The following is a 25,239-nucleotide window of genomic DNA, read 5'->3' as shown; positions in this document are numbered from 1 at the left end:
GAATTTGTTCATTGGGAGGGTCACCATGAGTTTCATGAAAGCACTTGCATCCGTCGCGGTCGGATTTGCCGCTGCCAAAGGTTTGGAGAAGTACAAGCAGATGGGTGGCATGGCCGGTTTGCAGGACATGATGCAGGGCGCAGGGGGCGGGTTCGGCATGGACCAATTGGGCAAAATGGCCGAACAGTTCGGAATGCCCGGTGGCGCGGGCGGATTGCAGGACATGATCGGCAAGCTTGGTATGGCAAACCCGGTTGGGGCAGCCGGTCTCGGCGGTCTGATGAATGCGATGCAGGGCGCTGCAAAAACCGGCAGTCAACAAACCGTGGACATGATGGAAACAGTGTTTGGGGGAACTCCGGGTGGTGCCATGATGGAGGAGCAGGCCAAGTTGATGCTGCGCGCCATGATCCAGGCCGCCAAGGCAGATGGCGAGTTGGACGCGCATGAAAAGGAAACCATCCTCGGAGAGCTTGGGGACGACATCAGCGACGAGGAACGTGCATTTGTTCAGGAACAGTTGGAGGCCCCGATCGACGTGATGGGTTTGGCTGCCGATTCTGGCGCGCCGCTCAAGACGCAGATCTACGCAACCTCGCTGGCGGCGATTCGTCTGGATAACCAACGCGAGGCCTCTTATCTGCACCAATTGGCCACGGCGCTGGGCTTGTCAGACGCTGAACGCGATCAGATTCACACCTATATGGGCGCACCGACCTTGTCGGCCTGATTTCCGGCGTAGCCCCGGCGCGAATGTCCTTGACATGGGCGGTGCAGGGCGTAAAAGCGCACGCTCAAGAGGATTCAACCGAAAGGCCCCTGCCTTTTCGGACGCAGGAGATAACCATGGCGAAGCCGACGACAATCAAGATCCGTCTGAACTCGACCGCGGGCACGGGCCACTTCTACGTGACCAAGAAAAACGCGCGCACCATGACCGAGAAAATGACCGTTCGTAAATACGATCCGGTTGCTCGGAAGCATGTTGAGTACAAAGAAGGCAAGATCAAGTAATCTGCCTTTTTGACGTGGAATGCAAAAAGGACTCTGCCGCCGGCAGGGTCCTTTTTTCTTGTGTGCCTGCCATTTCGTTGCTGAACGTGCCGATATCGGGCCGTTGCAGTGGCGCATCAGCCCTACGGGTATTCTGATCCGGGGCGGCTTGCATTTTCGCGCTACCTACCGCTACGCTTGAGGTAACCGTTCCAAAATGTTGACCGCCATGAAAAAAATCATCTTGCCAGCTCTTGCTGTTTTGACCCTTTCGGCTTGTGACGACCCTTTCAATCGCGAAGGTGTCGGCTTTACCGGAATTGACGGCGAACCCCGCACCATCTCCGACGTGGAAGGCGCGGCGGCTTTTGTTCCTAGCGCAACCAATGTCCCGGCCGAGCTTGCCAAGTTACCAACGGTTCAAGTGACTTCTGACAAAACCGAGTTGGAAAAGCTGGCGGGCGTTGCGATCGACAATGGCGGGCGCAGCGATACCACAGCCGTGCAGCTGTCAGGCAGCGCGACAACCCTGTTCCTCAGCACCGTGTCGGTGAATGGGCAATTGTTCGGGGTTCTACGGACCCCCAACAACAGCACCAAAGTAGATAACTCGGTCGGATCCGTCTTCGGCGCCGAGGCCGAGCGGTTCACCGGATGCCTGTCTGCCGGTCAGGTCTACCGCAAAGGCAGTTCTGAAAAGAGCTCGGGCTTCGCCGTTCCGCTGAACTGCAGCTAATCGACTTCTCTCTCAAGTCCAAAGCCCCCGCCGAATTTGGCGGGGGTTTTTGTTTGGCGTGCGACAAAGAAAAAGGGCGGACCCGAAAGGCCCGCCCTTTGAACTTGAGTATTCCGACCGCTTATTCGCGATTGCCAAACAGTTGCAGCAGGAACATGAACATGTTGATGAAGTCCAGGTACAGGTTCAACGCGCCCATGATCGCGGCCTTGCCCAACCATTCCTGATCTCCCGAGTGGGCCATTTGCAGATAGGTGGTCTTGATGTTTTGCGTGTCATAGGCTGTCAGACCGGCAAAGATCAGTACGCCCAGAACCGAGATCGCAAACGCCATTGCCGACGAGGCGATGAAGATATTCACGATCGAGGCGACAATCAGGCCGATCACACCCATGATCAGGAACGTGCCCATTGCGGACAGGTCTTTCTTGGTCGTGTAGCCATAAAGCGACAGACCCGCAAAGGCGATCGCAGTGATCAGGAACACCTGAATGATCGACTGGCCAGTGAAGACCAGGAAAATCCAGCTGATCGAAACGCCCATGACGGCGGCAAACACGTAGAATACGGTTTGTGCGGCCGCTGCCGACATGCGATTGATCCCGGCGCTGAAGCCAAAGACAAACAGCAGAGGGGCAAACATGATGACCCATTTCAGAGGCGACGCGAACAACGAGTAACCCAGCGATGTCAGATATTTGCCCTCGCTGAGCTGAGCTGCTGCCGCTGACGGATCGGTTGTCGTTGCCAGGCCCGAAATTGCCCAGGCCGCTGCAAAAGTGATCAGCATGCCAACGGACATGGTGCCGTAGACTTTGTTCATATGGGCGCGAAGGCCCGCGTCAATCTCGGCAGCGCGCGCACCGGTCGCTGTCCGGATCGTGTCGAATTGTGCCATTAAAAGGGTCTCCCTTCATTCATCTGTTCCCGGCCCGCGTCTGCGGGCAGGTTTCCAAGCAAATATCGGAGAGTACGCCCTCTGTTTCAAGGGTTTTACGCTTAAAACTCAGCAAAACCATCAACAAAATCGGCAGGTCGCCCAATCCGGCGGCCTGCCAGCGCAACATGCACGATTAATACAGGTCCTTGAACCAGTTATCCGGCGCATCCCAGAACGGGCGGGCGGCTTCGGAATCTGCCTGGCGGCGGGTTACGCCGATGTCTTCGAGGGCCCGGCTATCCAAGCGCGCAAGCGTCCGGCGTTGCCGCGCCAGAGACAGAAAGTCCCAAATTCTCAGGCGACGAGTGGCAGGAACACCGCATTTGGACTGTGACAGCGCAATTTGGGTCATAATGTTTGTCCTTTCGTGTTTGGGTGATGCCATTTCCGAATTGCATCAATTCTGTTGATCTATATGGCGGAGCATGGCACATTATTAAAACGAATGTTTTTGATGGCACTCATAAGGAATCGTGAAGTTGAGAAATTTGGACATCACCACACTCAGATCCTTTGTCGCCGTGGCCGACCACGGCGGGGTCACCCGCGCGGCAGGGTTTCTGCACCTGACGCAATCCGCCGTCTCGATGCAGCTTAAGCGTCTTGAGGAGCTGCTGGACCTGGACTTGCTGGATCGCAGCGGACGGACCATCGCCCTGACGGCGTCGGGCGAGCAATTGCTGGCCTATGCCCGACGTATGATTGCTTTGAATGACGAGGTGATCTCGAAACTCACAGATCAGGCGTTCGAGGGTGAGGTGGTGCTGGGCGTGCCGCATGATATTGTCTATCCGGCGATCCCCCGCGTCTTGCAGAGGTTCAACGCGGATTTCCCCCGCGTCCGCGTGCAGTTGGTGTCTTCCTATACCGTGCAGTTGAAAGAGATGTTTCAGCGCGGCGAATGCGATCTGATCCTGACAACCGAAGCATCAGCTTCCGACGGGTCTGAAACCATTGCCGAACTGCCGTTGCGGTGGATCGGCGCGCCGGGTGGATCGGCGTGGCGCAAGCGCCCGATCCCTCTGGCGCTTGGACGTCGTTGCATGTTCCGCCCACAGGTCATAGCCGCGCTGGATACGGCGGGCGTGTCCTGGGAATTGTCTGTCGAAACCGAAAACGACCGCACGATCGAGGCCACTGTCAGCGCCGATCTGGCGGTTCACGCCATGCTCGACGGCACCGAGGCTGCGCACCTTGAACAGATCGACTCGGGCGGTGCATTGCCCGAGCTTCCGGCGCACCGGATCAACCTTTACGGCGGTGATAGCAGCCGAAACCCGGTTGTGGACGCGCTTGCGGCGCTGGTCCGCCAGAACTTCCTGATGCTGGGAGGCACACCGCTCAGGGCTGTGGCGGGGTGATGGTCACGGCGTAATCACGATCTTTCCGGTGGATCTACGCTCTTTCAGCAATTGCATCCCCTCTGCCACATCGGTCAGAGGCAGGACGTGGCTGATATGCGGTTTGATCCGGCCTTCGCCGTGCCAGCGAAACAAGGTTGAAAAGCTGTCCTTTACGACCTCGGGCCGGAACCGCAGATAGCCGCCGATGTAGACGCCGATCACGGTCAGGTTCTTGACCAGTAGATGATTGGCAGGGATCTGGGGGACCTCTCCCCCAGCGAATCCAATCGGTAACAGACGACCTTCGGGATTGGTGGCGCGGAAAGCGGCCTTGAAGACATCGCCGCCAATCGCGTCATAGACCACATCAGCGCCGCCGAGCGCCAGAACCTCCTCGCGCAGGTCTTCGTCGGCATCGATCAGATGATCGGCCCCTGCCTGTTGGGCGACGGCCAACTTATCTGACCCGCGCGCCTGCGCGACAACGGTTGCGCCCATCAGCTTGCCAATCTCGACGGCCGTCAGGCCGACACCGCCTGCGGCGCCGGTGACCAACAGCGTCTCACCGGGTTGCAGATGCGCACGATGTGCCAGCGCAATGTGGCTGGTGCCATAGGCGATCTGAATCGCCGCCGCATCCTCGTAGGGCATGGTGTCGGGTAAAGGAATCGCTCGCTCGGCATCAAAGATGCCATATTCGGCCAAACCACCTTGGCCGCAATAAACGGCGACTCTGTCGCCGGGGCTGAGGTCTGTGACATTGTTTCCGATTTCGTCAACAATGCCTGCGACCTCCATACCCAGGGTAAAGGGGGCTTCAGGCGTGTCCTGATAGGTTCCCTTCTGCATGAGAAGGTCGGCGAAATTCAAGCCGCAGGCTTTGATCTGCACGCGAATCTGACCGGAATCTGGCCTGGGAAGCCCTGTGTTGCAAAGCTCTGCAGCGCTGCCTTTGGAAATTACGCGGTATGCAAGCATGTAGGCTCTCCGGTTCTGTGACTGCATAGGCCTGTCTGTGGGCGGGAATGTCAAATCGAAAGGTACGCACGGTCTGGCGCCCAACTGACCAGGCGCCGAAGTGTTGCCAAATTAGAAACAAACCTGTGTCAGGCGCGCTTTGTACAACCGTAAACAACTATTCGTAATCCGGAATTCAACCCTGCTTGAAAAAATACAGGAATGCGTCAATATTGGTCACAGGTGCCGTTCGGGGGGCATGTTCCGCGTTAGGAAGTCCTTAAGCAGCGACCCGCTACGTTGGCGGGGCAGCATTCGTAGCGAGTTCCTGAACGGTTGTTTGAGTTAAAGAGGAGACTACCAATGACCCATCACGTCGATGTCCATGTGGGCAAACGCGTCCGGCATCGCCGCTGGCTGATTGGCATGACCCAACAGCAACTGGCGCAGCAGGTTGGCATCAAGTTTCAACAGATCCAGAAATACGAAACAGGGGCCAACCGGATCAGCGCGTCGCGCCTTTGGGACATTGCCGAGGCTTTGGAAGTTCCTGTCAGCTTTTTCTTCGAGGGTCTGGAGGAGGCCCAGAAGGACGAAGCGGACAAATCGTCGGTACCTGCTGATCTGATGGGTGATAAAGAGGCGCTGGACTTGGTCCGCTCTTACTATGCCATCCCGGAAAACCAGCGCCGCCGCCTGTTCGAACTGGCCCGTGTATTAAGCGAAGTTGCATAATCGAACCGGCTTGACAATGCGGGGCGGTGATTGCACGGGTAGGCCATGCAACACTCCCCTTCCAGCGACCTAGAAATTGCCGAAGAAATGGCCGACGCGGCGCGGGCGGCCATTCTGCCTTTTTTTCGACAGCCAAATCTGGAAGCCGACAACAAGCTTGAGGGCGGGTTTGATCCGGTGACCATCGCCGATCGCGAAGGCGAAAAGGCCATGCGCGCCGTTTTGGCGCGTCATCGGCCCAACGACGGGATTCTAGGCGAAGAATTTGGCGAAAGCGCCGGCTCAAGCGGGCGAACCTGGGTTCTGGATCCAATTGACGGAACGCGTGGCTTTATCAGCGGCACCCCGACTTGGGGTGTTCTGATCGCACTTGGAACAGCTGCGGGGCCGTTTCTGGGTGTGATTGATCAGCCATTTATCGGCGAAAGGTTTACCGGGGTCGATGGTATTGCCGTTTCCGAAGGACCGGCTGGCACGACGCAGCTTGCAACACGCAAAACCAAATCAATCGAGGATGCGATTGTCTTCACCACCTTTCCCGAGGTTGGCACCAAGGCCGAAGCTGAGGCATTCCAAGCCGTTTCCCGAAACGCAAAGCTGACGCGTTTTGGCATGGATTGTTATGCCTATGCGCTTTTGGCGGCCGGGCAGGTCGATCTGGTGATCGAGGCCGGTTTGCAATCTTACGATATTCAGGCCCCCATTGCCTTGATCCAAGCTGCAGGTGGTATTGTGACCGACTGGCAGGGCAATCCCGCGCATCGCGGCGGGCGCGCCTTGGCTGCGGCCAACGCCGAATTGCACGCCGCAGCGCTTGAGATTTTGCGCCACTATTGAACCCTGTTGCCGCCACTCCGATACCCGGCTAAAATGGACTTGGCTGGTTCTTGAGCCCGTTTTCCACCAGCTGCGCACTTCCATTGCATGAGACGGGCGAATGCAGGAGTGCAAAAATGCCCGAAATTCTGATCCGAAACGCCGATAGTATTCTGACTATGGATGATACCCGGCAGGAGTTGGCTCAGGCCGATCTGCTGATCCGGGATGGCCAGATCGTGCAGGTGGGCCACGGTCTTGAAACTACCGGTGAAATCCACGACGCAAGCGGGTGCGTCGTTACGCCGGGTTTGGTGAACACCCACCATCACCTGTACCAGACCCTGACCCGCGCCGTGCCCGGCGGTCAGGACGCTTTGCTGTTTGGCTGGCTCAAGACCCTCTATCCGATCTGGTCACGGTTCGGTCCGGAAGAGATGTTTGTCTCGGCCCAGATCGGTTTGGCCGAACTGGCCCTGTCGGGCTGTACGCTCAGTTCCGATCACCTCTACCTCTATCCCAACGGGTCGCGGCTGGACGATACGATCGCCGCAGCGGCAGAGGTTGGTCTGCGGTTCCATCCGACGCGCGGTGCCATGAGCATAGGCGAAAGCGCAGGCGGTCTGCCGCCCGACAGTCTGGTCGAGGCCGAACGCGCGATCCTCGACGATATGATCCGGGTCGTCGATGCGTTCCACGATCCGTCCGAGGGGTCTATGTGTCGCGTCGGGCTTGCGCCGTGCTCGCCATTTTCGGTCAGTCAGGACCTGATGCGGGATGCCGCCCTTCTGGCGCGTGACAAAGGCGTGATGCTGCATACCCATCTGGCCGAGAATGATGAAGACATTGCGTATTCGCAGGCCCAGTTCGGGTGCCGCCCCGGCCAATATGCCGAGGATCTGGGCTGGACCGGAGAGGACGTCTGGCACGCTCATTGCGTGAAACTGAATGGGGTTGAGATCGACTTGTTTGCCAAGACCGGGACCGGCGTGGCCCATTGCCCCTGTTCAAATTGTCGTCTCGGGTCCGGTATCGCCCCTGTACGCGACATGCGCGATCAGGGCGTGAATGTCGGCCTCGGTGTCGACGGTTCGGCCAGCAACGACAGCGGAAACCTGATACATGAGGCGCGGCAAGCAATGCTGCTGCAGCGTGTCGCGCGCGGCGCTGATGCTATGTCCTCGCGCGAGGCGTTGGAGATTGCGACGCGTGGCGGTGCCGATGTCCTGAACCGACCCGATTGCGGACGGCTGATGCCCGGCAAGCGGGCTGATATCGCCATCTGGGATACGCAAGGGATCGAAAGCGCAGGCAGTTGGGACCCGGCGGCCCTGTTGTTGGCAGGGCCGACCCGCGTCAAACACCTGTTTGTTGAAGGGCGTCAGATCGTGCGCGACGGTCAAATCACGACGATTGATCTGCCGCACATGATCTCTCGTCAGAACCGTTTGGCTCAGGCCCTGCGGGGCTAGCGGTCAACGCGGTTCCCGCCGATCCAGACATCAGCCACGGCCCGATCGTCGCCCATCATGATGGTCGGGAACACCGCTTCCCAAAGGTCGTCGGCCGTGGCTTCGCGTTGGGCGATATCGGGTGTCGAGGCCAGATCTAGCACAACCAAATCGGCCTCCATCCCTGGCGCGACGTTGCCGATACTGTCCGCCATTTGCAGCGAGCGTGCAGATCCAACCGTGCCCAGCCACAGCAGCTGTGCCGGATGCAACGGCGTGCCGCGCAGCTGGCCGATCTCATAGGCCGCTGCCATCGTGCGCAGCATCGAGAAACTGGACCCGCCGCCTGTATCCGTGGCCAGCCCGACCCGGTGACCGCTGCGCATCAGGCCTTCCATATCGAACAGGCCTGAGCCGATGAAGGTATTAGAGGTGGGGCAGTGGATCAGGGCCGCGTCAACCTCGCGCAGCCTGTCGCGTTCGCGCGCATCCAGATGGATCGCGTGACCGTAAAGCCCGTTTTTCCCGAGCAGACCAAACTGCTCGTAGGTGTCCAGATAATCGCGCGCATTCGGGAACAGGGACCGGACCCACTCAATCTCGTCGGTCTGCTCACTCAGATGCGTCTGCATCAGACAATGCGGGTATTCGGCCCACAAAGCGCCCATCGCCTCAAGCTGTTCGGGGGTTGAGGTGGGTGAAAACCGGGGCGTGATGGCATAGGACAGCCGGTCAATCCCGTGCCATTTTTCCAACAGGGCCTGGGACTGATCATAGGCTGTCTGGGCGGTGTCTTGCAGGCCGTCAGGCGCGTTGCGGTCCATGCAGGTCTTGCCCGCGACAACGCGCTGACCCCGCGCTTGCGCGGCGGAGAAAAAGGCCTCCACACTTTCGGGGTGGATCGTGCAAAAACTGCACATTGTCGTCGTGCCATGCGACGCTGTCAGGTCAAGATAGCGGTTGGCGATTTCGGCAGCATAGGCCGGGTCGCTGAACTTCATCTCTTCGGGGAATGTATAACTGTTCAACCAGTCGATCAGGCGTTTGCCCCAACTGGCGATCATCGCGGTCTGCGGATAATGCACATGCGGATCAACGAACCCGGCCATGATCAGGTGCTGCCCATAATCTTTGACCAGCGCGTCCGGATATGTCTGCGACAACTCTGCAGCAGACCCCAGCGCTGCAACGCGCCCGTCCTGAACCACCACCGCTTCGTGTGTTTTTGCAGCCTCGGTCGGTTCCGTTTCGAAGGGTGAGCCCTCAAAGCTCAGAACGCGCCCTTTCAAAAGCGACTGTTGCGCCATGTCGTGCTTACTCCACCCAAATTGTTGCCGCGCCACAGCATAGTGAGGCGAAACTTGCGGGTAAATTGGCGCATTGTCATTGTTTTCCGGTAGCTGCTTCTTCTATTTGTACGCCAATCGACAGGATAGGGGGCAGCGCATGACCACAGGCATTGACGAGGCCAAGCCGGAGCAGCACGGCGATGAAGACGCCTATGCGCTGGACCGCCGAACCGTCGCGGCGATCCTGTATGCGGTTGACGTAGAAGATCGCGACAAGCTGATCGAGTTGATGGATCCGCTGCACCCGGCGGATATTGCTGACCTTCTGGAGCAGATCAACCCTTATGACCGGACGCGACTGATCCGGCTGTTCGACAAGGAATTCGACGGGGATATTCTGTCGGAGCTGGATGAAGCTGTCCGCGAAGAGGTCATCAACGTCCTGCGCCCCGACGTTCTGGCCGAAGCCGTCCGCGAGATGGAAAGCGACGATGTTGTCGATCTGCTCGAGGATCTGGAAGAGCCACAGCAGGAAACAATTCTGGACGCGCTGGAGGATTCCGAGCGTCATGCAGCCGAGCAGGCGCTGTCCTATCCCGAGAACTCGGCCGGTCGCCTCATGCAGCGCGAGGTTGTCATGGCGCCCGAGCATTGGACGGTGGGGCAGGCGATCGACTTCATGCGCGCCAACGATGATCTGCCGGAACAGTTCTATCACGTGGTGCTGGTCGACCCCCGGCTTAAGCCCATGGCGCAAGTCGCGTTGGGCAAGCTGATGGCCACGCGGCGCGAGCGGCAACTGACGGACATTGCCGACGAAGAGTTCCACACCATCCCGGTCGATCAGGATGAAGAGGACGTGGCCTATGCGTTCAACCAATACCACCTGATTTCTGCGCCCGTGGTGGACGAGGATGGGCGTCTGGTGGGTGTAATCACCATTGATGACGCCATGGTCGTTCTGGACGAGGAACACGAAGAAGACATCTTGCGCCTTGCCGGTGTAGGCGAAGAAAGCTCGATCTCGGACAGTGTTTCCGCGACCAGCAAGCGACGACTGCCATGGCTTGCGGTCAATCTTTGTACAGCCATCTGCGCCTCGCTGGTGATTTCACAGTTCGAGGCAGCGATCGATCAACTGGTTGCGCTGGCAATTCTGATGCCCATTGTCGCGTCGATGGGCGGCAATGCCGGAACCCAATCGCTGACGGTTGCCGTGCGCGCACTGGCGACCCGCGACCTGACCGCAGCAAACGTCGCGCGCGTGATCCGACGCGAGTTGCTGGTTGGGCTGCTCAACGGTCTGTGTTTTGCGATTGTTCTGGGAACTGTCGGAATGTTGTGGTTCGACTCTCCGATGCTGGGTGTCGTGATCGGGACCGCTTTGGTCGTGAACATGATCATCGCCGGGTTCGTGGGTACGGTAGTACCGGTGGTGCTGGACCGTCTGGGTGCGGATCCGGCGCTGGCGTCCGGAACCTTCGTAACGACAACCACGGATGTCATGGGGTTCTTCATATTCCTTGGCCTTGCAAGCGTGGTGCTGTTGTGACCGATCTGACTGAAATCAAAGCTGCCGCGCGCAAGGCGGCCTTTGCCCGTCGCAAAGCGGCGTTTGACGCCCGCTTGCCCGGCGCGGCAGGTCGCTTGTCCGAAGTTCTGGCGGGGCACCGCGGCGTCCCTCTGTCCGGTTACATGCCGATCCGAACCGAGATTGACCCGCTGGCCGCCATGGCCGAAGCAACGGCCTATGGTCCGGTTGGCGTACCCGTCATTCAGGCTGCTGGGCAGGCGCTGAAGTTTTCCCTCTGGACGCCCGAGGGTGCATTGAAGGATGGCCCTTTCGGCGCAATGGTGCCCGAAGTCGACGACTATTTCGACCCAGAGATTCTGATTGTGCCTCTGGTCGCATTTGACACGCAGGGCGGGCGGCTGGGCTATGGCGGCGGGTTTTATGACCGGACGCTGGAGGGGCTGCGCGCCAAACGCCCAACCTTGGCCATCGGCTTTGCCTTTGACGCACAGGAAGCCAGCGACCTGCCGCTGGAGCCGACCGACCAGCCGCTGAATATGGTGGTTACCGAAAGCCGGGTGCTGACGTTCTGAACTTGGTCAGGCCGGGTTCTTTTCTCGGAAATACTCCCAGGCATCCACTTCGCGACCGTCGGGCAGAATGCAAACACCGGTCTGACCGTTCTCGCCATCGCGAATTTCATACTTTGCGCCGCTTTCGATGCAAAAGGTAGCGGCAGGGTTTGCCAACTCGGTCGATTGCTCGGGCACCGGGTCGCAAGCGGCAAGCGGTGCAAGAATGGCAACAGGAAAAAGAAAACGGTGCATGTAAGCCCTCCGATCGAAAGAATTTGGTCGTTTATGGCCACGGTTAAAGCACTTGTGCTTGTGGGATACCACACTTAGGACGGGTCGGATGAGGATATTGTTTCTAGGAGACGTCATGGGGCGCGCCGGTCGCGCCGCCGTGCAGCAGCATCTGCCGCGCCTGCGCGATGAGTGGCGGCTGGATTTCGTCGTGATCAACGGCGAAAACGCCTCGAACGGAATGGGGCTGTCAGGGGATCATGCAAAGCTGCTGCTGGATGCAGGGGCCGATTGTCTGACGCTGGGTGATCATGCCTTTGATCAGAAGGACATGCTGCAATTCATCGAATCCGAGCCGCGTATCGTGCGGCCTGTCAACTTTGCCAAAGGTGCCCCAGGCCGGGGGCATCGCCTGTTCACCGCGCCGGGCGGTCGCAAGGTGCTGGTGGTTCAGGTGCTCGGGCAGGTGTTCATGAAACGCCCGTTTGACGACCCGTTCTCGGCCATCGAACCGATCCTGAAATCGCACCCGCGCGGGGGCCAGGCGCAGGCGATCATCGTCGACATGCATTGCGAGGCGACCTCCGAGAAGATGGCGATGGGGCACTATTGCGACAAGCGCGCCAGTCTGGTGGTGGGGACCCATACTCATGTGCCAACCGCGGATGCCCAGATTTTACCCGGTGGCACGGCCTATCTGACTGATGCGGGAATGTGCGGAGACTACGACTCGGTCATTGGAATGGACAAGCAGGAACCCATGCGCCGTTTCATAACAGGCATGCCCAAGGCGCGGTTCACGCCGGCCACTGGCGAAGCGACGCTGAGCGGCGTATTTGTTGAAACCGATGACCGCGACGGTCATGCCAAAAGCGTAAAAATGGTGCGTGTGGGCGGCCGTTTGCAGCAAGCCGAACCCTGACGCCCATGTCGGGCTTGCCCTGTTGCTCGCAATGGGGGACACTGGGAACAGGGCATATGTGCCAGGCCAGGGTTCGGACAGAATACCAAGAATGCAATTCCTTCACCTGACAGAAACGGGCAGCGCGATACTGGCGCTGGTGATCGTTGCGGGCATGTTCGTGATGTTCCTGCGCGAGGTCTACCCGACCGAGGTGGTCGCCATCGGTGGCGTCGCACTGATGCTGATGACGGGTATTTTGCCTTATCAAAGTGCGCTGGCGGTGCTGTCGAACCCGGCGCCCTGGACCATCGCGGCCATGTTCATCATCATGGGGGCTCTGGTCCGGACAGGGGCGTTGGACGCCTTTACCTCAGTCGCGCAGAAACAGGCGCAGGTGAACCCGCGTATCGCCATTGGTCTGTTGATGGGATTCGTTATCGTGGCATCGGCGGTGGTGTCGAACACGCCCGTCGTCGTCGTCATGATCCCCGTTTTTGTTCAGATCGCGCGTACATTGAACGTACCGGCATCGAAGCTGCTGATCCCGCTGAGCTATGCGGCGATATTGGGCGGAACCCTGACGCTGATCGGCACTTCGACGAACCTGCTGGTCGATGGTGTGGCCCGTGCCGAAGGCATGGCCGCATTCACGATTTTCGAGGTTACGCCCCTGGGTATCGCTTTGGTGATCTACGGCATGGTCTACCTGCGTTTCATTGCCCCGCATCTGTTGCCGGAGCGGGACAGCATGGCAACCATGCTCAGCGACCGGTCAAAGATGAAGTTTTTCACCGAGGCCGTCATTCCCCCCGACAGCAACCTGATCGGGCGTGAGGTGACGGGCGTGCAGTTGTTCAAACGCCAAGGGGTTCGCTTGATCGACGTCGTTCGCGGCGATGAATCGCTGCGCCGCAACCTCAAGGGCGTGACGCTAAACGTAGGGGACCGCGTCGTTCTGCGAACCGAAATGACCGAGTTGCTGAGCCTGCAAACCAACAAGGAACTGAAACGGGTCGATCAGGTCTCGGCGGTCGAGACCAAGACGGTTGAGGTTCTGATCACGCCGGGGTGCCGCATGGTTGGTCGCACGCTGGGCGCGATGCGCCTGCGTCGGCGTTATGGTGTCTACGTGTTGGCGGTGCATCGTCGGAACCAGAATATCGGACGGCAACTGGACGATCTGGTGGTTCGCGTGGGCGATACGTTATTGCTGGAGGGCGCGCCGGGAGACATTCAAAGGCTTGCCGCCGATATGGATATGGTCGATGTCTCTCAACCCTCGGCCCGGGCGTTTCGGCGCAGCCATGCCCCGATCGCAATCGGCGCATTGGTTGGGATCGTGGCCCTGGCGGCGCTGGGTATCGCGCCGATCCTGCTTTTGTCCGTGATGGCTGTTGCGGTTGTACTGATGTCCCGGTGCATTGATGCGGACGAGGCGTTTTCCTTTGTCGAAGGCCGCCTGCTGGCGCTGATATTCGCGATGCTGGCCATCGGCGCGGCGCTGGGCGAATCCGGCGCGGTTTCTCTGATCGTCGAGGCCGTTGCCCCGGGCCTGAGCGCTCTGCCGCCCTTCCTGATCATCTGGGCTGTCTACCTGCTAACCTCGGTCCTGACCGAGCTGGTGTCAAACAACGCCGTGGCCGTTGTCGTAACGCCCATCGCGATCGGGCTCGCCGGGGCGGTCGGGATCGACCCGCGACCGCTGGTCGTGGCGGTGATGGTGGCCGCGTCGGCGTCCTTCGCCACACCCATCGGGTACCAGACGAACATGATGGTCTATGGCCCCGGCGGGTATCGTTTCACCGATTTCCTGAAAGTCGGCGTACCACTGAACCTGACCGTTGGTCTGCTGGCGTCGTTGCTTATTCCGCTGATCTGGCCGCTCTGAAATCGGCGCAGAACCGCTGGTTTCGCAGCGTCATTCTTGTAAACTCATAGTAACTCACAATCTTTGATTCATGAATTTGCAAAAGGGGATTAACCCATGGCCAAGACAAAACAGACTGTGATGTATGCAGCCGTTATTGCAACGGTGATTGGCACCACGGTCGCCGCCGGAACGATCGAAGGCACGGCCACGTATCGCGAACGCATCGCGGTGCTGCCCGAGACAACCTTGTATGTCGAGCTTCAGGATGTATCCCGTGCAGACGCCCCCGCGATCACGCTGGCGTCGCAACGCTATGCTCTGACGGGTGTGCCAGCCCCGTTCTCGCTGACCTATGATGACGCGTTGATACAAGAGGGCGCGCGATACAGTGTCCGGGCGACGATTGCGCATGGCGACAAGATGTTGATGACCACGGATCAGACCTATCCGGTTCTGACAAACGGGGCCGGAACCGCGGCCGATCTTGTGCTGGTGCAAGCCGGCGGGGCCAGTGATCAGGGGTCAGTCATGCTTGAAAACAGCAAGTGGACAGCCGTTGGCATCAACGGCGAGGTCCTGAATGCCGAGCGGCAGCCGCAGATCGAATTTACCGAGGGCGGGGCGTTTGGTGGCACTGGTGGCTGCAACCGCTTTACAGGGCAGGCCGAGATTTCCGGCAACGCGATTGATTTTCCTGACAACATGGCGGCGACTCTGATGGCCTGCCCACCGGCTCAGGAAGAGGTTGAACGGCAGTTTTTTGACGCCTTGCAGCAAGTGACAACCTACGCAGTTGCAGGCGACAGTCTGGTGTTTCTGGACGGGGCAGGCGAACCCGTTCTCAAGTTCATCCGTACCCCATAAGCACTGGCCATCACGCGACAGCCCGCGACCTGCCTGCGTTTCGGCCCGAGAAGATGCAACCGCCCAGGAATGTACCCTCAAGTGCGTTGTATCCGTGGTAGCCACCACCGCCAAAGCCTGCGACTTCCCCGGCTGCAAACAGGCCGGGGACCACTTGACCGTCCTCCCCAATCATCTGGCTGTCCAGATTTGTCTGCAATCCGCCCAGAGTTTTGCGGGTCAGAACATGTAGCTTGACCGCGATCAGCGGTCCGTTTGCCGGATCAAGGAATCGGTGTGGTTTGGCCGTCCGGATCAGCTTGTCACCGCGATAGTTGCGCGCGGCAAGGATCGCCATCATCTGCGCGTCCTTTGAAAACGGATTGTCGACCTGAGAATCCCGCGCCTCGATCTGCGCGCGCAGATGCGCTTCGTCGATCAGACCGCCACCCAGATGGTTCATGCCGTTCACCAACTCGGTCAGAGTATTGGCGACGATGAAATCCTCGCCCTTCTCCTTGAATGCCTCGACCGGGGCGGTGGCTTTCGCGCCCGAGAGTATCCGCTGGCGGATCACTTCCTTCCAGCTGCCCGAGGTGAAATCCGGGTTTTGTTCCGACCCGGACAGGGCGAATTCCTTTTTGATCACCTTCTGCGTCAGGACAAACCAACTGTATTCATAGCCGGTTTTCAGGATCGCCCGCAGCGTGCCCAGCGTGTCGAACCCCGGCAGGCACGGCGGTTGCAAGCGATTGCCACGGGCGTCAAACCACATCGAACTTGGACCGGGAAGGATGCGGATACCATGCGCGGGCCAGATCGGATCCCAGTTGCGCACGCCTTCGGTGTAATGCCACATACGGTCGCCGTTGATGACATGACCCCCGGCCTTTTCGCTGATCGGAATCATCCGCCCATCGACGTGGAACGGAACACCCGCCACCATGTCTTGCGGCGGCTCACCCAGGCGATCGCGTGGCCAGCTCTTGCGCACCATCTCGAAATTTCCGCCAATTCCACCCGATGTGACGATGATTGAGGGCGCGTAGACCTCAAACTCGCCCACCTCATCGCGGTTGGTTTTGCCGCCTCGCTGGCCGTCATCCTCTGCCAGTACTTCGCCGGACACGCCCTTGGCGCTGCCGTTTTGCATGATGATGTGGCTGACTTGATGGCGGAACTTCAGCTGGATCAGCCCGGCCTCTTCATGTTCTTTCACGCGGCGAATGAAATGTTCCAGTACACCCGGTCCGGTGCCCCATGTAATGTGAAAGCGTGGAACCGAATTTCCGTGACCATCCGCATAAGATCCCCCACGTTCCGCCCATCCGACCACAGGGAACCAGCGCAGGCCCATCTGATGCAGCCAAGGCCGCATCTCACCGGCTGCAAACTCGACATACGCCTCGGCCCATTTGCGCGGCCAGAGGTCATCGTCCCGGTCGAATTGCGCGCTGCCCATCCAGTCACGCAGGGCCAGCTCGCGGCTGTCGCGAATGCCCATCCGACGTTGTTCCGGCGTGTCGATCATGAACAACCCGCCCAGGCTCCAGAACGCCTGACCACCCAGAAAATGCCCGGGCTCTTGATCCAGAAGGATCACCTTCTTGCCGCGATCTCCCAGCTCTGCCGCTGCCGCCAGCCCGGCAAGGCCGCCACCCACAACAATCGCGTCCGCCGTGTTGTTGGTCATGGGCTGTCCTTTCAGCGGCTGCGGAACCAGATGAGGAACGGAACCGCGACAACATACATCATGATCCCGTAAACGGCCGAGGGCAGGGCAAGCGGGCTGAATCCGCTTTCCGTTCCGGTAATCAACGCAGCCAGCGTAATACCCATCGTTGCGTTCTGAATGCCGGTTTCGATCGAGATCGTCTTGCTTTCGGTCCAAGAAAGCTTCGCGGCGCGCGCCAGCCCCAGACCAATGAGCAGCAGACCGATGTTCAGCGTGATCAGGCCCGCGCCCATGATGCCTAGGTTCTCGACGAAAATCTGCCAGTTTCCGGCCAGTGCGGCGATGACGATCAGAACAAAAAGAACGGTGGCAAGCTTGGACAAGGGCCCTTCAATCCGGTTTGCAAACCCGGTTGCAAAGCCGCGAATTGCCACCCCGATGGTCACCGGCAGGGTGGTGATCAGGAACATTGCCACCGCAAGACTGCTAATCGAAACCTCGGGTGCCGCGTCCCCCATAAAGTGGACGACGGACCACGCCGCAAGGACAGGGACCGTTATGATCGACAGCAAGCTGATGACCGCTGTCAGGCTGACGGACAGGGCGACATCACCCTTGGCCAGTTTCGACAGGATGTTGCTGGTGACACCGCCGGGGCAAAAGCTAAGAAGCATGAAGCCGACCGCAATTTCGGGCGGCAGGCCGAACAGTTTGACTGTGACAAAGGCGGCGAGGGGCAAAATCACCACCTGGCTCAGCGCACCTATTGCGAACGGGTACTTACGCCCCAGGACGCGTCGAAAATCCGCGACCTCAAGCCCGATACCCAAAGACAACATGATAATGGCCAGCGATAGCGGCAGGCCGACATTGATAAGCAGATCCAAGAACAACTCCTCCCCAGTCGTTCCTGTCAGCCTATGCGAGTGGTCAAGGGTCAGGCAACCGCGCCGTTAGGTCAGTCGTACCGTTCGACAAATCGGCGTAGGATTTCGCCGGGTTGTGTGACATCGGCGGAATGGCAGATATCGATCAGAGATTGCGCATCTTGGGGCGGGAAATAGCCGTGGTCTTTGTAGATGTTGATGCGCTGTTCAAAGTCTTTTGCATCAGCCTCGGGGTGGAACTGTGTGGCATAAACGTTCTGTCCCCATCGGATCATCTGAAAGGGGCAGGGGTCGGATGCGACCAGATGCACACAGCCTGGGGGCAGGGACTGAACGGCCTCTTTATGGCCGACAAAGGCGTCGAATTGTGGGGTCAGCTCGGCTGTTAACGGGTCCCGCAGCCCGTCTTCGGTCAAGTGGCAGGCCGAGGGACCGACCGGTTCACCATATTGCGCTTTGCTGACCTCGCCGCCCAAATGCGCGGCCAGTATGCCGAGGCCGTAGCAACAGCCCATAAACGGGTGATCCAGCGCTGTGATCTGTGGCATCAAGCCCATGATCGCGCGTTCAATCCGCGCATCCAGCGGCGATTTGGATTCCGGATCGTCGCTGACGCATCCCGGACCACCACCAACGATGACCCCCGCATAGTCAGACACATCCAGGTCTGCGGGCAAATCCTCGCAATCCAGACGTATGCGGTGGGTCTGATCGGGCGACAAACCGCTGCGATTCAGGATCGAGGCGAATTCAGCGTCGGAGGCATCGGTTTCAGGGCGCAGTTGCAGGATCAAAAAACGTTTCATGGGCGGCTCTTACCTGTCAAAGCGGCCAGAAGACAAGAATTGCCGGTATGGAAACCGCGATGATCAGAATTTCAAGCGGCAGACCCATGCGCCAATAGTCACCGAACCGATACCCGCCGGGCCCCAGAACCAGCGTGTTGTTCTTGTGCCCGATCGGGGTCAGGAACGCGGCCGACGCTGCAACCGCCACAGTCATCAGGAACGGGTCGGGCGAAACCTCGAGCGTGCGCGCCATCTGAATACCGACCGGAGCCGCGACAATCGCGGTTGCTGTGTTGTTCAACACATCCGACAGCGTCATCGTCACCACCATCAGAACCGTCAGGATCGCCCAGGCTGGCAGCCCATTCGTCAACTGGATAAGCGCATTTGCGATCAACTCGGTTCCGCCTGACGATTCCAGTGCGCTGCCCAGAGGGATCATAGAGCCCAGCAACACCACGACCGGCCATTCGATGTGGTTGTAGATATCGGCAATGGGCATGATCTTGGTCAGAACATAGGCGATAACCACAAGCCCCAGCGCCACCGGCAAGTAGATCAGCCCGACGCTTGCGGCCAGAACGGCGGCGGCGAACAGCCCGATCGCCAGCCAGGCCTTTTCGTTTGCAGTCACACTCAGCCCGCGTTCCGCAAGTGGAAGGCAGCCCAGCCATTCCGTGACGTCTGCTCCCCGATCGCGCGGGCAAAGCAGCAGAAGGATATCGCCCGGCTGCACCTCGGTCTTGCGGACCTGGCTTGTGATGCGGCGACCCTGTCGGGAAATTCCCATCAAAACTGTGCTTTGCCGCCAGGCCAGACCCAACGCCTGTGCCGTTCGACCGGTGATACGCGCGCTTTCAGTGGCGACAACCTCGATGACCTCAAGCCCTTCGCCTTCGGCCGTCAGCACTTCTTGCCGACGCGAATCCGAGAAATCCAGGTTGAGTGCTGCGCGGAACTCGTCCAGCGCTTCGGGCTTTGCTTCCAGAACCAACGCGTCGCCTTCGTACAGCGTGGCATTTGCCGCGCGCCCATAGCGGCGCTTGCCGTCCCGGATCAGGCCGATGATCGCGACATCTGACTTTTCTGCTGTGTCATAAAGTTCGGCCACGCGTTTGCCGATATGCGGTGACTCGGCCGGGACCGTCAGTTCGGCGATGTAATCTGCCAGAACTTCCGATGTTTCTTTCTCTACCCCTCGGTCCGGCAGCAGCCGCCATCCAACCAACGCGACGAATGCAAGGCCCGCAATCGCGGCAATCCCGCCGACCGGGGCGAAGTCGAACATGCGGAACGGCTCGCCCATGGTTTCAGCCCGGATCGAGGCGATGATGATATTCGGAGGCGTGCCGATCAGCGTCGCCATACCACCCAGAATGGTGGCAAAACTCAACGGCATCAGGCTGAGGCCCACAGACCGCCCGGCCTTGCGCGCGGTCTGAATGTCAACTGGCATTAGCAAGGCCAACGCAGCGACGTTGTTCATGAAGGCCGACAGAACCGCGCCGATACCGCCCATCAACGCGATATGCGCGCCCAGTCCGCGCGACGCGTCAACCAGAGTGCGAGTGATCAGGAACACCGCGCCCGATCGGACCAGCCCGGCTGAGACAACCAGCACCAGCGCCACGATGATTGTCGCCGGATGGCCGAACCCCGAAAACGCATTGTCGACCGGAACCACACCCAACACGACACCGATCATCAGCGCCGCGAAGGCAACCAGATCGTACCGGAACCGTCCCCAAAGCAGCATTCCGAATACGCTGATGAAAAGGGCAAAAAGAATAATTTGATCTGTCGTCATACGGTCACCATAGCTGCGGATACCGCCCGGGCAAGCCGGTCTCTTGATCCTGCCCCTCGCAAACGTCTATATGAGCGCCAAATACGCAATCACGATGACGAGGACGCACTATGGCAGGCCATTCCAAATGGGCCAACATCCAGCACCGCAAGGGGCGTCAGGACGCCGCGCGGTCCAAGCTGTTTTCCAAACTTTCCAAAGAGATCACCGTTGCCGCCAAGATGGGTGACCCCGATCCCGACAAGAACCCGCGCCTGCGTCTGGCGGTGAAAGAGGCAAAGTCGAATTCGGTCCCCAAGGACGTGATTGATCGCGCGATCAAGAAATCCGTAGCGGGTGAAGGCGATGAATACGAAGAAATCCGGTATGAGGGTTATGGCCCGAGCGGTGTCGCCGTGATCGTCGAAACGATGACCGACAATCGCAACCGCACCGCTTCGACCGTGCGTTCAACCTTTTCCAAGAATGGCGGCAACCTGGGCGAAACCGGCTCGGTCGGGTTTATGTTCGACCGCAAGGGCGAGGTCGTTTACCCCTCTGACGCCGGAGACGCGGATACGATTTTCGAAGCTGCCATCGAGGCTGGCGCGGAAGACGTCGAAAGCTCGGAAGACGGCCACATCATCTGGTGCGCCGATACCGATCTGAACGACGTTTCGAACGCTCTGGAAGGTGCGTTGGGCGAGTCTGAATCGACCAAGCTGATCTGGAAGCCCACAACCACCACCGAATTGGGTCTTGAGGACATGCAGAAGCTGATGAAGCTGGTGGACGCTCTTGAAGATGACGACGACGTCCAGCGCGTCACCACCAATTTCGAGGCGACCGACGAGGTTATGGCCCAGCTTTAAGCGGCGCTTGTTCGAATTGTCAAAAGCCCCGGTGCTTCACCGGGGTTTTTTGTTGGATCAAAGGGTTCTTGGCCGTTGCGGTGAAAGTGGGTACATTTCCCGGGTTGCGGTCGCGCAACCAGATGCGGCGACCGGCATGGTCATGACACAGGCAGGTAGATGACGGACAAACCCACTGATCCGGCTAAGCGGAATGTTCCGGTTCTGGCCGGGCAGAGCATCCTGTCCCAGATTGCCTGGACGTTGGGAAGCCCCTCGGTCGTTCTGCCCTTTCTGGCGATTTCGCTGGAAATGCCGATGTTTCTGGCCGGGGCGCTGGTTTCGGTTCGTATGACCGGCAGTATGATCGCCGATGTGTTCCTTGCGCAGACAATCGCAACGCGCGAGCGGAAGAAACGCGCCATTGCCATGACCGAATTTGCCATCGGTGCCTGCCTTGTCATGGCGCTCGCCATTGCTGCCACCGGCGTGGTTCCGGTGATCGCGGTCGCATTTGTCTCGGCCTTTCTTCTGATTGGCCTTATCGAAGAGATACAGTCGCTGATGTTTACCGACCTGCTTGGGGATCACGTAAAATCCAAGCATCGGATGGTATTGCACTATTTACAGCTTGGCGCGGGCGGATTGGGGGCCATAGGTCTGGCTTTGCTGATCCATCAGGTCATGAAGGACAACCCGCCGTTTTCAAGGCATTCCGCTGTCATCGCGGTTTCGTTCGCGTTTTTTGTGTTGTCGGGTCTGTCGATTCTTGCAATGTCCGAGGCGGCCAAAAAGACACCGGAATCCGAAAAACCAGCAAAAAAGCGTAAGTTTTCCCAGAACTTCACCAATATCGTCCGCATGTTCGATCAACCTTGGTTCCGGCGATACATGGTCATGCGTATGCCGCTGGTAGTCGTGTCCCTGTCGGTGCCATTCTTCGCGCTGATCGCAGCTGAGGCGCATCACACCTCGGCCAGGGGGCTGACAGCGATGATCATTTCATCGGCCTCGGGCTATCTGGTGTCTGCGCCTCTGTGGCAGGCGGTCAACATGAAGTCGCATCGGGCGGTTATGGTGACCGGCACGTTGCTGGTGGCAGCCACCGGGTTGGCGCTGGTGGCGGTGCACTATCTTGACGCGGATCACGACGTTCACCTGCACGCCGTTGCATTGTTCGTGGTCACCGTGGCTGTGACCGGCGTCAGCAGCGCCCGCAAGCTGTATTTTCTGGACGTGGCCCCCAAGGATCAGCGCGTGCAGGGCGCCGCAGCGGTCAAAAGCCTGTGCCGGATCACGGCAGTGATCCTTTCATCCGTTCTGGCTGCGGTCGCGCATATGAACGAAGTCTCTCTGGCGGTATTGTTTATCTCGGCGGTCAGCATTATTGCTGCCATTCTGTGCTATCGCGTGGTTGTTCCGAACCGGGATCGGGCCGAGGCCGCTTGAACCGACGTCAGTTGGACGGCACCATGACCTGAGCCGCAGCGCGCCGCGCTGCACGGGTTAGTGGGGCCAGAGACGGGGCGAGGATGCGCCCGACCTGCCAGGTCAACGGAATGTCCAGCGGCGCATCCGGTATCAGTTCCTGTAACCGACCATCCGTGATCCAGGACCGGGCCAGCGGTTCCGGGTTCATGCCCCAACCAAGCCCCGCAGCGGCCGCTTCGATGAACCCATGTGCTGAGGGCAGGAAATGTGTCGGCGGTGACAAGCGAGTGCCCAATTGCGCGCGCATCCATGCCGTTTGCAACGTGTCTTTCTGATTGAAGGTCAGGCATGGCGCGCGGGACAGAGATTTGTCAGTGACGCCTTGTGCGAACCAGGTTTGGATAAAGGCCGGGCTGGCCGTTGCCAGATAGCGCAAGGACCCCAGCGCGAGGGAATCGCAGCCCGTCACCGACTGACCACCCACAGTCACAGCGGCGCTGACCGCGCCGCGCCGCAACCAATCTGCGGAATGGTCCTGATCATCAATCACAAGGTCAAACATCAGCCCGTCCGTTTGGGCCATGGCGTCTATGAACCAGGTCGCCAGACTGTCTGCGGGGACCGCAATCCTGACCCGGGCCGGGGCAGAGGCGTTGCGAAGCGCCAGATCGCGGCCCAATTGCGCCTCAAGCACGCCGATATCCTCGGCATGTCGCGCAATCCTCAGCCCGGCCCGAGTGCCTGTGCAGGGTGTTCCGCGATGGATCAAAGTTGCCCCCACCCGATCCTCGAGCGCCTTGATCCGCTGCGAGATGGCCGAGGGTGTCACCGCCAATTCTGCTGCGGCAACCTCGAAGCTGCCATGGCGCAGAATGGCGGATAAGGCGGACAGGTGGTGCGGGTCGAACCTCATTAGCAGAACTAATCCAAGCTTACTTTCTTTAATTTGATAGGGTCGCGCAGCTCGGATAGTCAACGCCCAATCACAGGAGGTTTCATGACCACATCCCTGATCGCTGGCTTTGCCTTGGGTTTCAGCCTGATCCTGGCCATCGGTGCGCAAAATGCCTTTGTGCTGCGGCAGGGGCTGCGGCGCGAGCATGTCTTTGTACTGTGCCTGACCTGCGCCGTGTCGGATGCAATCCTGATCGCCGCAGGGGTCGCCGGTTTCGGGACGCTGGCGCAGGCCGCGCCGTGGTTCGAAACTGTGATGCGCTATGGCGGCGCCGTGTTTCTAACCTGGTACGCACTGCGCAGCTTTTGGTCGGCCTGGCAGGGCGGAGCGGTGATGCAGGTCGGTGAAGGGCAGCGCACCAGCCTGCGCGCGGCTTTGCTGACGGTGCTGGCCTTCACCTGGCTCAATCCGCATGTCTATCTGGATACGGTGGTGCTGATCGGGTCGATCTCGGCGCAGTATGACAGCCGCTTGGGATTTGCGATCGGTGCCATGGTATCCAGTTTCGTGTTCTTCTTTTCTTTGGGCTACGGAGCAGGGGTTCTGTCGCCGATCTTTGCCCGCGCCCGGGCCTGGCAAATACTCGACATCGTAATCGGGGTGGTGATGCTGGGGATCGCGGTGAAACTTGTTACCATGTGAAGGGTTGTCGATCTGCGGGAATAGGTGTTCAACACACACATGAGTTCACCCGAAGATCAATCGCGCCCGCTTGTGGGGATGTTCTGGATGTTCGCCGCTGGTCTGTCCTTTGTCGGGATGACCGCGCTGGTGAAATCTCTGGGCACCACGATGAACCCGATTCAGGCGGCGTTCCTGCGCTATGCGCTGGGACTGGTATTTTTGCTACCGGCGCTCCGGGCAATTCTGAACACCCGCATGACACGCCGAAATGTGACCCTGTTCGGGGTTCGCGGTGTGGTTCACGCCGCCGCAGTGATGCTGTGGTTTTTTGCGATGACCCGCATTCCCTTGGCCGAGGTTACGGCGATGAACTACATGACGCCCGTCTATGTCACCTTGGGCGCGGCCCTGTTTCTGGGCGAAAAACTGGCCTTTCGTCGGATTGCTGCCATCGGCGTGGCACTGGTGGGTGTCCTGATCATCCTGCGCCCGGGTTTCCGCGAGATATCGCCCGGGCATATCGCGATGCTGGGAACCTCGCTGACGCTGGGTGGTTCGTACCTTCTGGCCAAGGTGTTGGTGCGCGACATACCGCCTTCGGTGGTCGTTGCGCATCTTTCGATCTGGGTCACGATCGCCTTGATTCCCTTCGCAATCGCCGTATGGGAACCGCCCAAGCTCGAAGATATCGGGATCCTGTTCCTGATCGCCAGCTTTGCAACGGCCGGGCATTATTTCATGACACTGGCCCTGCAGGCCGCGCCGGTCGCTGTCACCCAGCCGGTGACGTTCTTGCAGCTGATCTGGGCCACATTGCTGGGCGCGCTGTTGTTTCACGAGCGGGTTGACATCTGGGTCGTATCCGGGGGTACGCTGATCCTGGTCGCGCTCAGCTTTATCACATGGCGCGAAGCGGTGCTGCAACGTGCAGGCAACACACCCCTACAAGGATCAGAAACGCCCGGTGATCGACCGCAGAAGGTTATTGATTGACGAGTCAATAAAAACCTCGTAGCTTTTCACTCTGTTGGGTGTGGCAGAGAGGC

At 59.3% G+C, this 25,239-nt stretch carries 26 protein-coding genes; 16 read left to right on the top strand and 10 right to left on the bottom strand.

The window, feature by feature from the left end:
- The first annotated feature begins 25 nt into the window (after nucleotides 1-25).
- The 3 genes from ACR0LX_RS11470 to ACR0LX_RS11460 all read left to right on the top strand — a co-directional run bounded on the left by ACR0LX_RS11470 (nucleotide 26) and on the right by ACR0LX_RS11460 (nucleotide 1,729).
- Nucleotides 26-730, top strand: a complete 705-nt coding sequence (locus ACR0LX_RS11470; RefSeq protein WP_480572787.1) for a DUF533 domain-containing protein — start codon at nucleotides 26-28, stop codon at nucleotides 728-730.
- A 116-nt stretch (nucleotides 731-846) separates the two neighbouring features.
- Nucleotides 847-1,014, top strand: a complete 168-nt coding sequence (rpmG, locus tag ACR0LX_RS11465; RefSeq protein ID WP_005630270.1) for a 50S ribosomal protein L33 — start codon at nucleotides 847-849, stop codon at nucleotides 1,012-1,014.
- Nucleotides 1,015-1,222: 208 nt separating this feature from the next.
- The gene (locus tag ACR0LX_RS11460; RefSeq protein ID WP_480783837.1) at nucleotides 1,223-1,729 is read left to right on the top strand and encodes a hypothetical protein; all 507 of its coding nucleotides are present in this window, start codon (nucleotides 1,223-1,225) and stop codon (nucleotides 1,727-1,729) included.
- A gap of 121 nt (nucleotides 1,730-1,850) precedes the next feature.
- Here ACR0LX_RS11460 and ACR0LX_RS11455 read toward each other — a convergent pair whose 3' ends face one another.
- On the bottom strand, nucleotides 1,851-2,627 hold the full coding sequence (locus tag ACR0LX_RS11455; RefSeq protein ID WP_480783836.1) for a Bax inhibitor-1/YccA family protein: 777 nt from the start codon (nucleotides 2,625-2,627) through the stop codon (nucleotides 1,851-1,853).
- 175 nt (nucleotides 2,628-2,802) lie between these two features.
- Nucleotides 2,803-3,021, bottom strand: a complete 219-nt coding sequence (locus ACR0LX_RS11450) for a DUF1127 domain-containing protein (RefSeq protein WP_480783835.1) — start codon at nucleotides 3,019-3,021, stop codon at nucleotides 2,803-2,805.
- A gap of 127 nt (nucleotides 3,022-3,148) precedes the next feature.
- Here ACR0LX_RS11450 and ACR0LX_RS11445 point away from each other — a divergent pair, with 127 nt between their 5' ends.
- Nucleotides 3,149-4,030, top strand: coding sequence for a LysR family transcriptional regulator (locus ACR0LX_RS11445; protein ID WP_480572794.1), 882 nt, complete (start codon nucleotides 3,149-3,151; stop codon nucleotides 4,028-4,030).
- A gap of 3 nt (nucleotides 4,031-4,033) precedes the next feature.
- Here the strand turns inward: ACR0LX_RS11445 and ACR0LX_RS11440 are convergent, their stop codons facing one another.
- On the bottom strand, nucleotides 4,034-4,990 hold the full coding sequence (locus tag ACR0LX_RS11440) for an NADPH:quinone oxidoreductase family protein (RefSeq protein WP_480783834.1): 957 nt from the start codon (nucleotides 4,988-4,990) through the stop codon (nucleotides 4,034-4,036).
- 342 nt (nucleotides 4,991-5,332) lie between these two features.
- On the opposite strand from ACR0LX_RS11440, the gene ACR0LX_RS11435 reads away from it, so the two are divergent.
- The 3 genes from ACR0LX_RS11435 to ACR0LX_RS11425 all read left to right on the top strand — a co-directional run bounded on the left by ACR0LX_RS11435 (nucleotide 5,333) and on the right by ACR0LX_RS11425 (nucleotide 7,992).
- The gene (locus tag ACR0LX_RS11435) at nucleotides 5,333-5,704 is read left to right on the top strand and encodes a helix-turn-helix domain-containing protein (RefSeq protein WP_480572798.1); all 372 of its coding nucleotides are present in this window, start codon (nucleotides 5,333-5,335) and stop codon (nucleotides 5,702-5,704) included.
- 45 nt (nucleotides 5,705-5,749) lie between these two features.
- On the top strand, nucleotides 5,750-6,541 hold the full coding sequence (gene hisN / locus ACR0LX_RS11430; protein ID WP_480783833.1) for a histidinol-phosphatase: 792 nt from the start codon (nucleotides 5,750-5,752) through the stop codon (nucleotides 6,539-6,541).
- A gap of 116 nt (nucleotides 6,542-6,657) precedes the next feature.
- Nucleotides 6,658-7,992 carry an 8-oxoguanine deaminase gene (locus ACR0LX_RS11425; protein WP_480783832.1) on the top strand — a complete coding sequence of 445 codons (1,335 nt, stop codon included), beginning with the start codon at nucleotides 6,658-6,660 and terminating at the stop codon, nucleotides 7,990-7,992.
- Here the strand turns inward: ACR0LX_RS11425 and guaD are convergent.
- Complete coding sequence (guaD, locus tag ACR0LX_RS11420; protein WP_480783831.1) at nucleotides 7,989-9,278, bottom strand: guanine deaminase; 1,290 nt, start codon at nucleotides 9,276-9,278, stop codon at nucleotides 7,989-7,991. The genes ACR0LX_RS11425 and guaD overlap by 4 nt on opposite strands.
- Before the next feature lie 139 nt (nucleotides 9,279-9,417).
- Between guaD and mgtE the strand changes: the two genes are divergently transcribed.
- Together mgtE and ACR0LX_RS11410 are read left to right on the top strand one after the other, a co-directional pair.
- A complete protein-coding gene (mgtE, locus tag ACR0LX_RS11415) occupies nucleotides 9,418-10,812 on the top strand; it encodes a magnesium transporter (RefSeq protein WP_480783830.1) in 1,395 nt (464 codons plus the stop codon).
- Complete coding sequence (locus ACR0LX_RS11410; protein WP_480783829.1) at nucleotides 10,809-11,366, top strand: 5-formyltetrahydrofolate cyclo-ligase; 558 nt, start codon at nucleotides 10,809-10,811, stop codon at nucleotides 11,364-11,366. Before mgtE ends, ACR0LX_RS11410 begins: the two co-directional genes overlap by 4 nt.
- 6 nt (nucleotides 11,367-11,372) lie before the next feature.
- On the opposite strand, the gene ACR0LX_RS11405 is transcribed toward ACR0LX_RS11410, so the two are convergent.
- Nucleotides 11,373-11,600, bottom strand: a complete 228-nt coding sequence (locus ACR0LX_RS11405) for a putative hemolysin (protein WP_480572810.1) — start codon at nucleotides 11,598-11,600, stop codon at nucleotides 11,373-11,375.
- A gap of 88 nt (nucleotides 11,601-11,688) precedes the next feature.
- Here ACR0LX_RS11405 and ACR0LX_RS11400 point away from each other — a divergent pair, with 88 nt between their 5' ends.
- The 3 genes from ACR0LX_RS11400 (at nucleotide 11,689) to ACR0LX_RS11390 (ending at nucleotide 15,217) form a co-directional block, all read left to right on the top strand.
- On the top strand, nucleotides 11,689-12,501 hold the full coding sequence (locus ACR0LX_RS11400; protein ID WP_480783828.1) for a TIGR00282 family metallophosphoesterase: 813 nt from the start codon (nucleotides 11,689-11,691) through the stop codon (nucleotides 12,499-12,501).
- 91 nt (nucleotides 12,502-12,592) lie between these two features.
- Nucleotides 12,593-14,371: an SLC13 family permease gene (locus ACR0LX_RS11395; protein WP_480783827.1), complete on the top strand. Its 1,779-nt coding sequence runs from the start codon at nucleotides 12,593-12,595 to the stop codon at nucleotides 14,369-14,371.
- 96 nt (nucleotides 14,372-14,467) lie between these two features.
- Nucleotides 14,468-15,217 carry a YbaY family lipoprotein gene (locus ACR0LX_RS11390; protein WP_480783826.1) on the top strand — a complete coding sequence of 250 codons (750 nt, stop codon included), beginning with the start codon at nucleotides 14,468-14,470 and terminating at the stop codon, nucleotides 15,215-15,217.
- Between the two features lie 10 nt (nucleotides 15,218-15,227).
- Here ACR0LX_RS11390 and ACR0LX_RS11385 read toward each other — a convergent pair whose 3' ends face one another.
- From ACR0LX_RS11385 to ACR0LX_RS11370, 4 genes are all read right to left on the bottom strand, one after another.
- Nucleotides 15,228-16,889: an FAD-binding dehydrogenase gene (locus ACR0LX_RS11385; protein ID WP_480783825.1), complete on the bottom strand. Its 1,662-nt coding sequence runs from the start codon at nucleotides 16,887-16,889 to the stop codon at nucleotides 15,228-15,230.
- Between the two features lie 11 nt (nucleotides 16,890-16,900).
- Nucleotides 16,901-17,758 carry a bile acid:sodium symporter family protein gene (locus ACR0LX_RS11380; RefSeq protein ID WP_480783824.1) on the bottom strand — a complete coding sequence of 286 codons (858 nt, stop codon included), beginning with the start codon at nucleotides 17,756-17,758 and terminating at the stop codon, nucleotides 16,901-16,903.
- A 71-nt stretch (nucleotides 17,759-17,829) separates the two neighbouring features.
- Nucleotides 17,830-18,564, bottom strand: coding sequence for a glutamine amidotransferase (locus ACR0LX_RS11375; protein ID WP_480783823.1), 735 nt, complete (start codon nucleotides 18,562-18,564; stop codon nucleotides 17,830-17,832).
- A 16-nt stretch (nucleotides 18,565-18,580) separates the two neighbouring features.
- Complete coding sequence (locus ACR0LX_RS11370; RefSeq protein ID WP_480783822.1) at nucleotides 18,581-20,353, bottom strand: SLC13 family permease; 1,773 nt, start codon at nucleotides 20,351-20,353, stop codon at nucleotides 18,581-18,583.
- 110 nt (nucleotides 20,354-20,463) lie between these two features.
- On the opposite strand from ACR0LX_RS11370, the gene ACR0LX_RS11365 reads away from it, so the two are divergent.
- Nucleotides 20,464-21,204, top strand: coding sequence for a YebC/PmpR family DNA-binding transcriptional regulator (locus tag ACR0LX_RS11365; protein ID WP_480783821.1), 741 nt, complete (start codon nucleotides 20,464-20,466; stop codon nucleotides 21,202-21,204).
- A 159-nt stretch (nucleotides 21,205-21,363) separates the two neighbouring features.
- Nucleotides 21,364-22,632: an MFS transporter gene (locus ACR0LX_RS11360; RefSeq protein ID WP_480783820.1), complete on the top strand. Its 1,269-nt coding sequence runs from the start codon at nucleotides 21,364-21,366 to the stop codon at nucleotides 22,630-22,632.
- 7 nt (nucleotides 22,633-22,639) lie between these two features.
- On the opposite strand, the gene ACR0LX_RS11355 is transcribed toward ACR0LX_RS11360, so the two are convergent.
- Nucleotides 22,640-23,527: a LysR family transcriptional regulator ArgP gene (locus ACR0LX_RS11355; RefSeq protein WP_480783819.1), complete on the bottom strand. Its 888-nt coding sequence runs from the start codon at nucleotides 23,525-23,527 to the stop codon at nucleotides 22,640-22,642.
- Between the two features lie 84 nt (nucleotides 23,528-23,611).
- Here ACR0LX_RS11355 and ACR0LX_RS11350 point away from each other — a divergent pair, with 84 nt between their 5' ends.
- Both ACR0LX_RS11350 and ACR0LX_RS11345 read left to right on the top strand, forming a co-directional pair.
- The gene (locus ACR0LX_RS11350; RefSeq protein ID WP_480572836.1) at nucleotides 23,612-24,211 is read left to right on the top strand and encodes a LysE/ArgO family amino acid transporter; all 600 of its coding nucleotides are present in this window, start codon (nucleotides 23,612-23,614) and stop codon (nucleotides 24,209-24,211) included.
- Between the two features lie 39 nt (nucleotides 24,212-24,250).
- On the top strand, nucleotides 24,251-25,186 hold the full coding sequence (locus ACR0LX_RS11345) for a DMT family transporter (protein WP_480783818.1): 936 nt from the start codon (nucleotides 24,251-24,253) through the stop codon (nucleotides 25,184-25,186).
- Nucleotides 25,187-25,239: the final 53 nt, after the last annotated feature.

The sequence above is a fragment of the Ruegeria sp. CH11 genome (genome assembly GCF_056537105.1).
The sequence above is the reverse complement of the archived record's forward strand: the minus strand, read 5'-3'. Positions and strand labels throughout refer to the sequence as shown.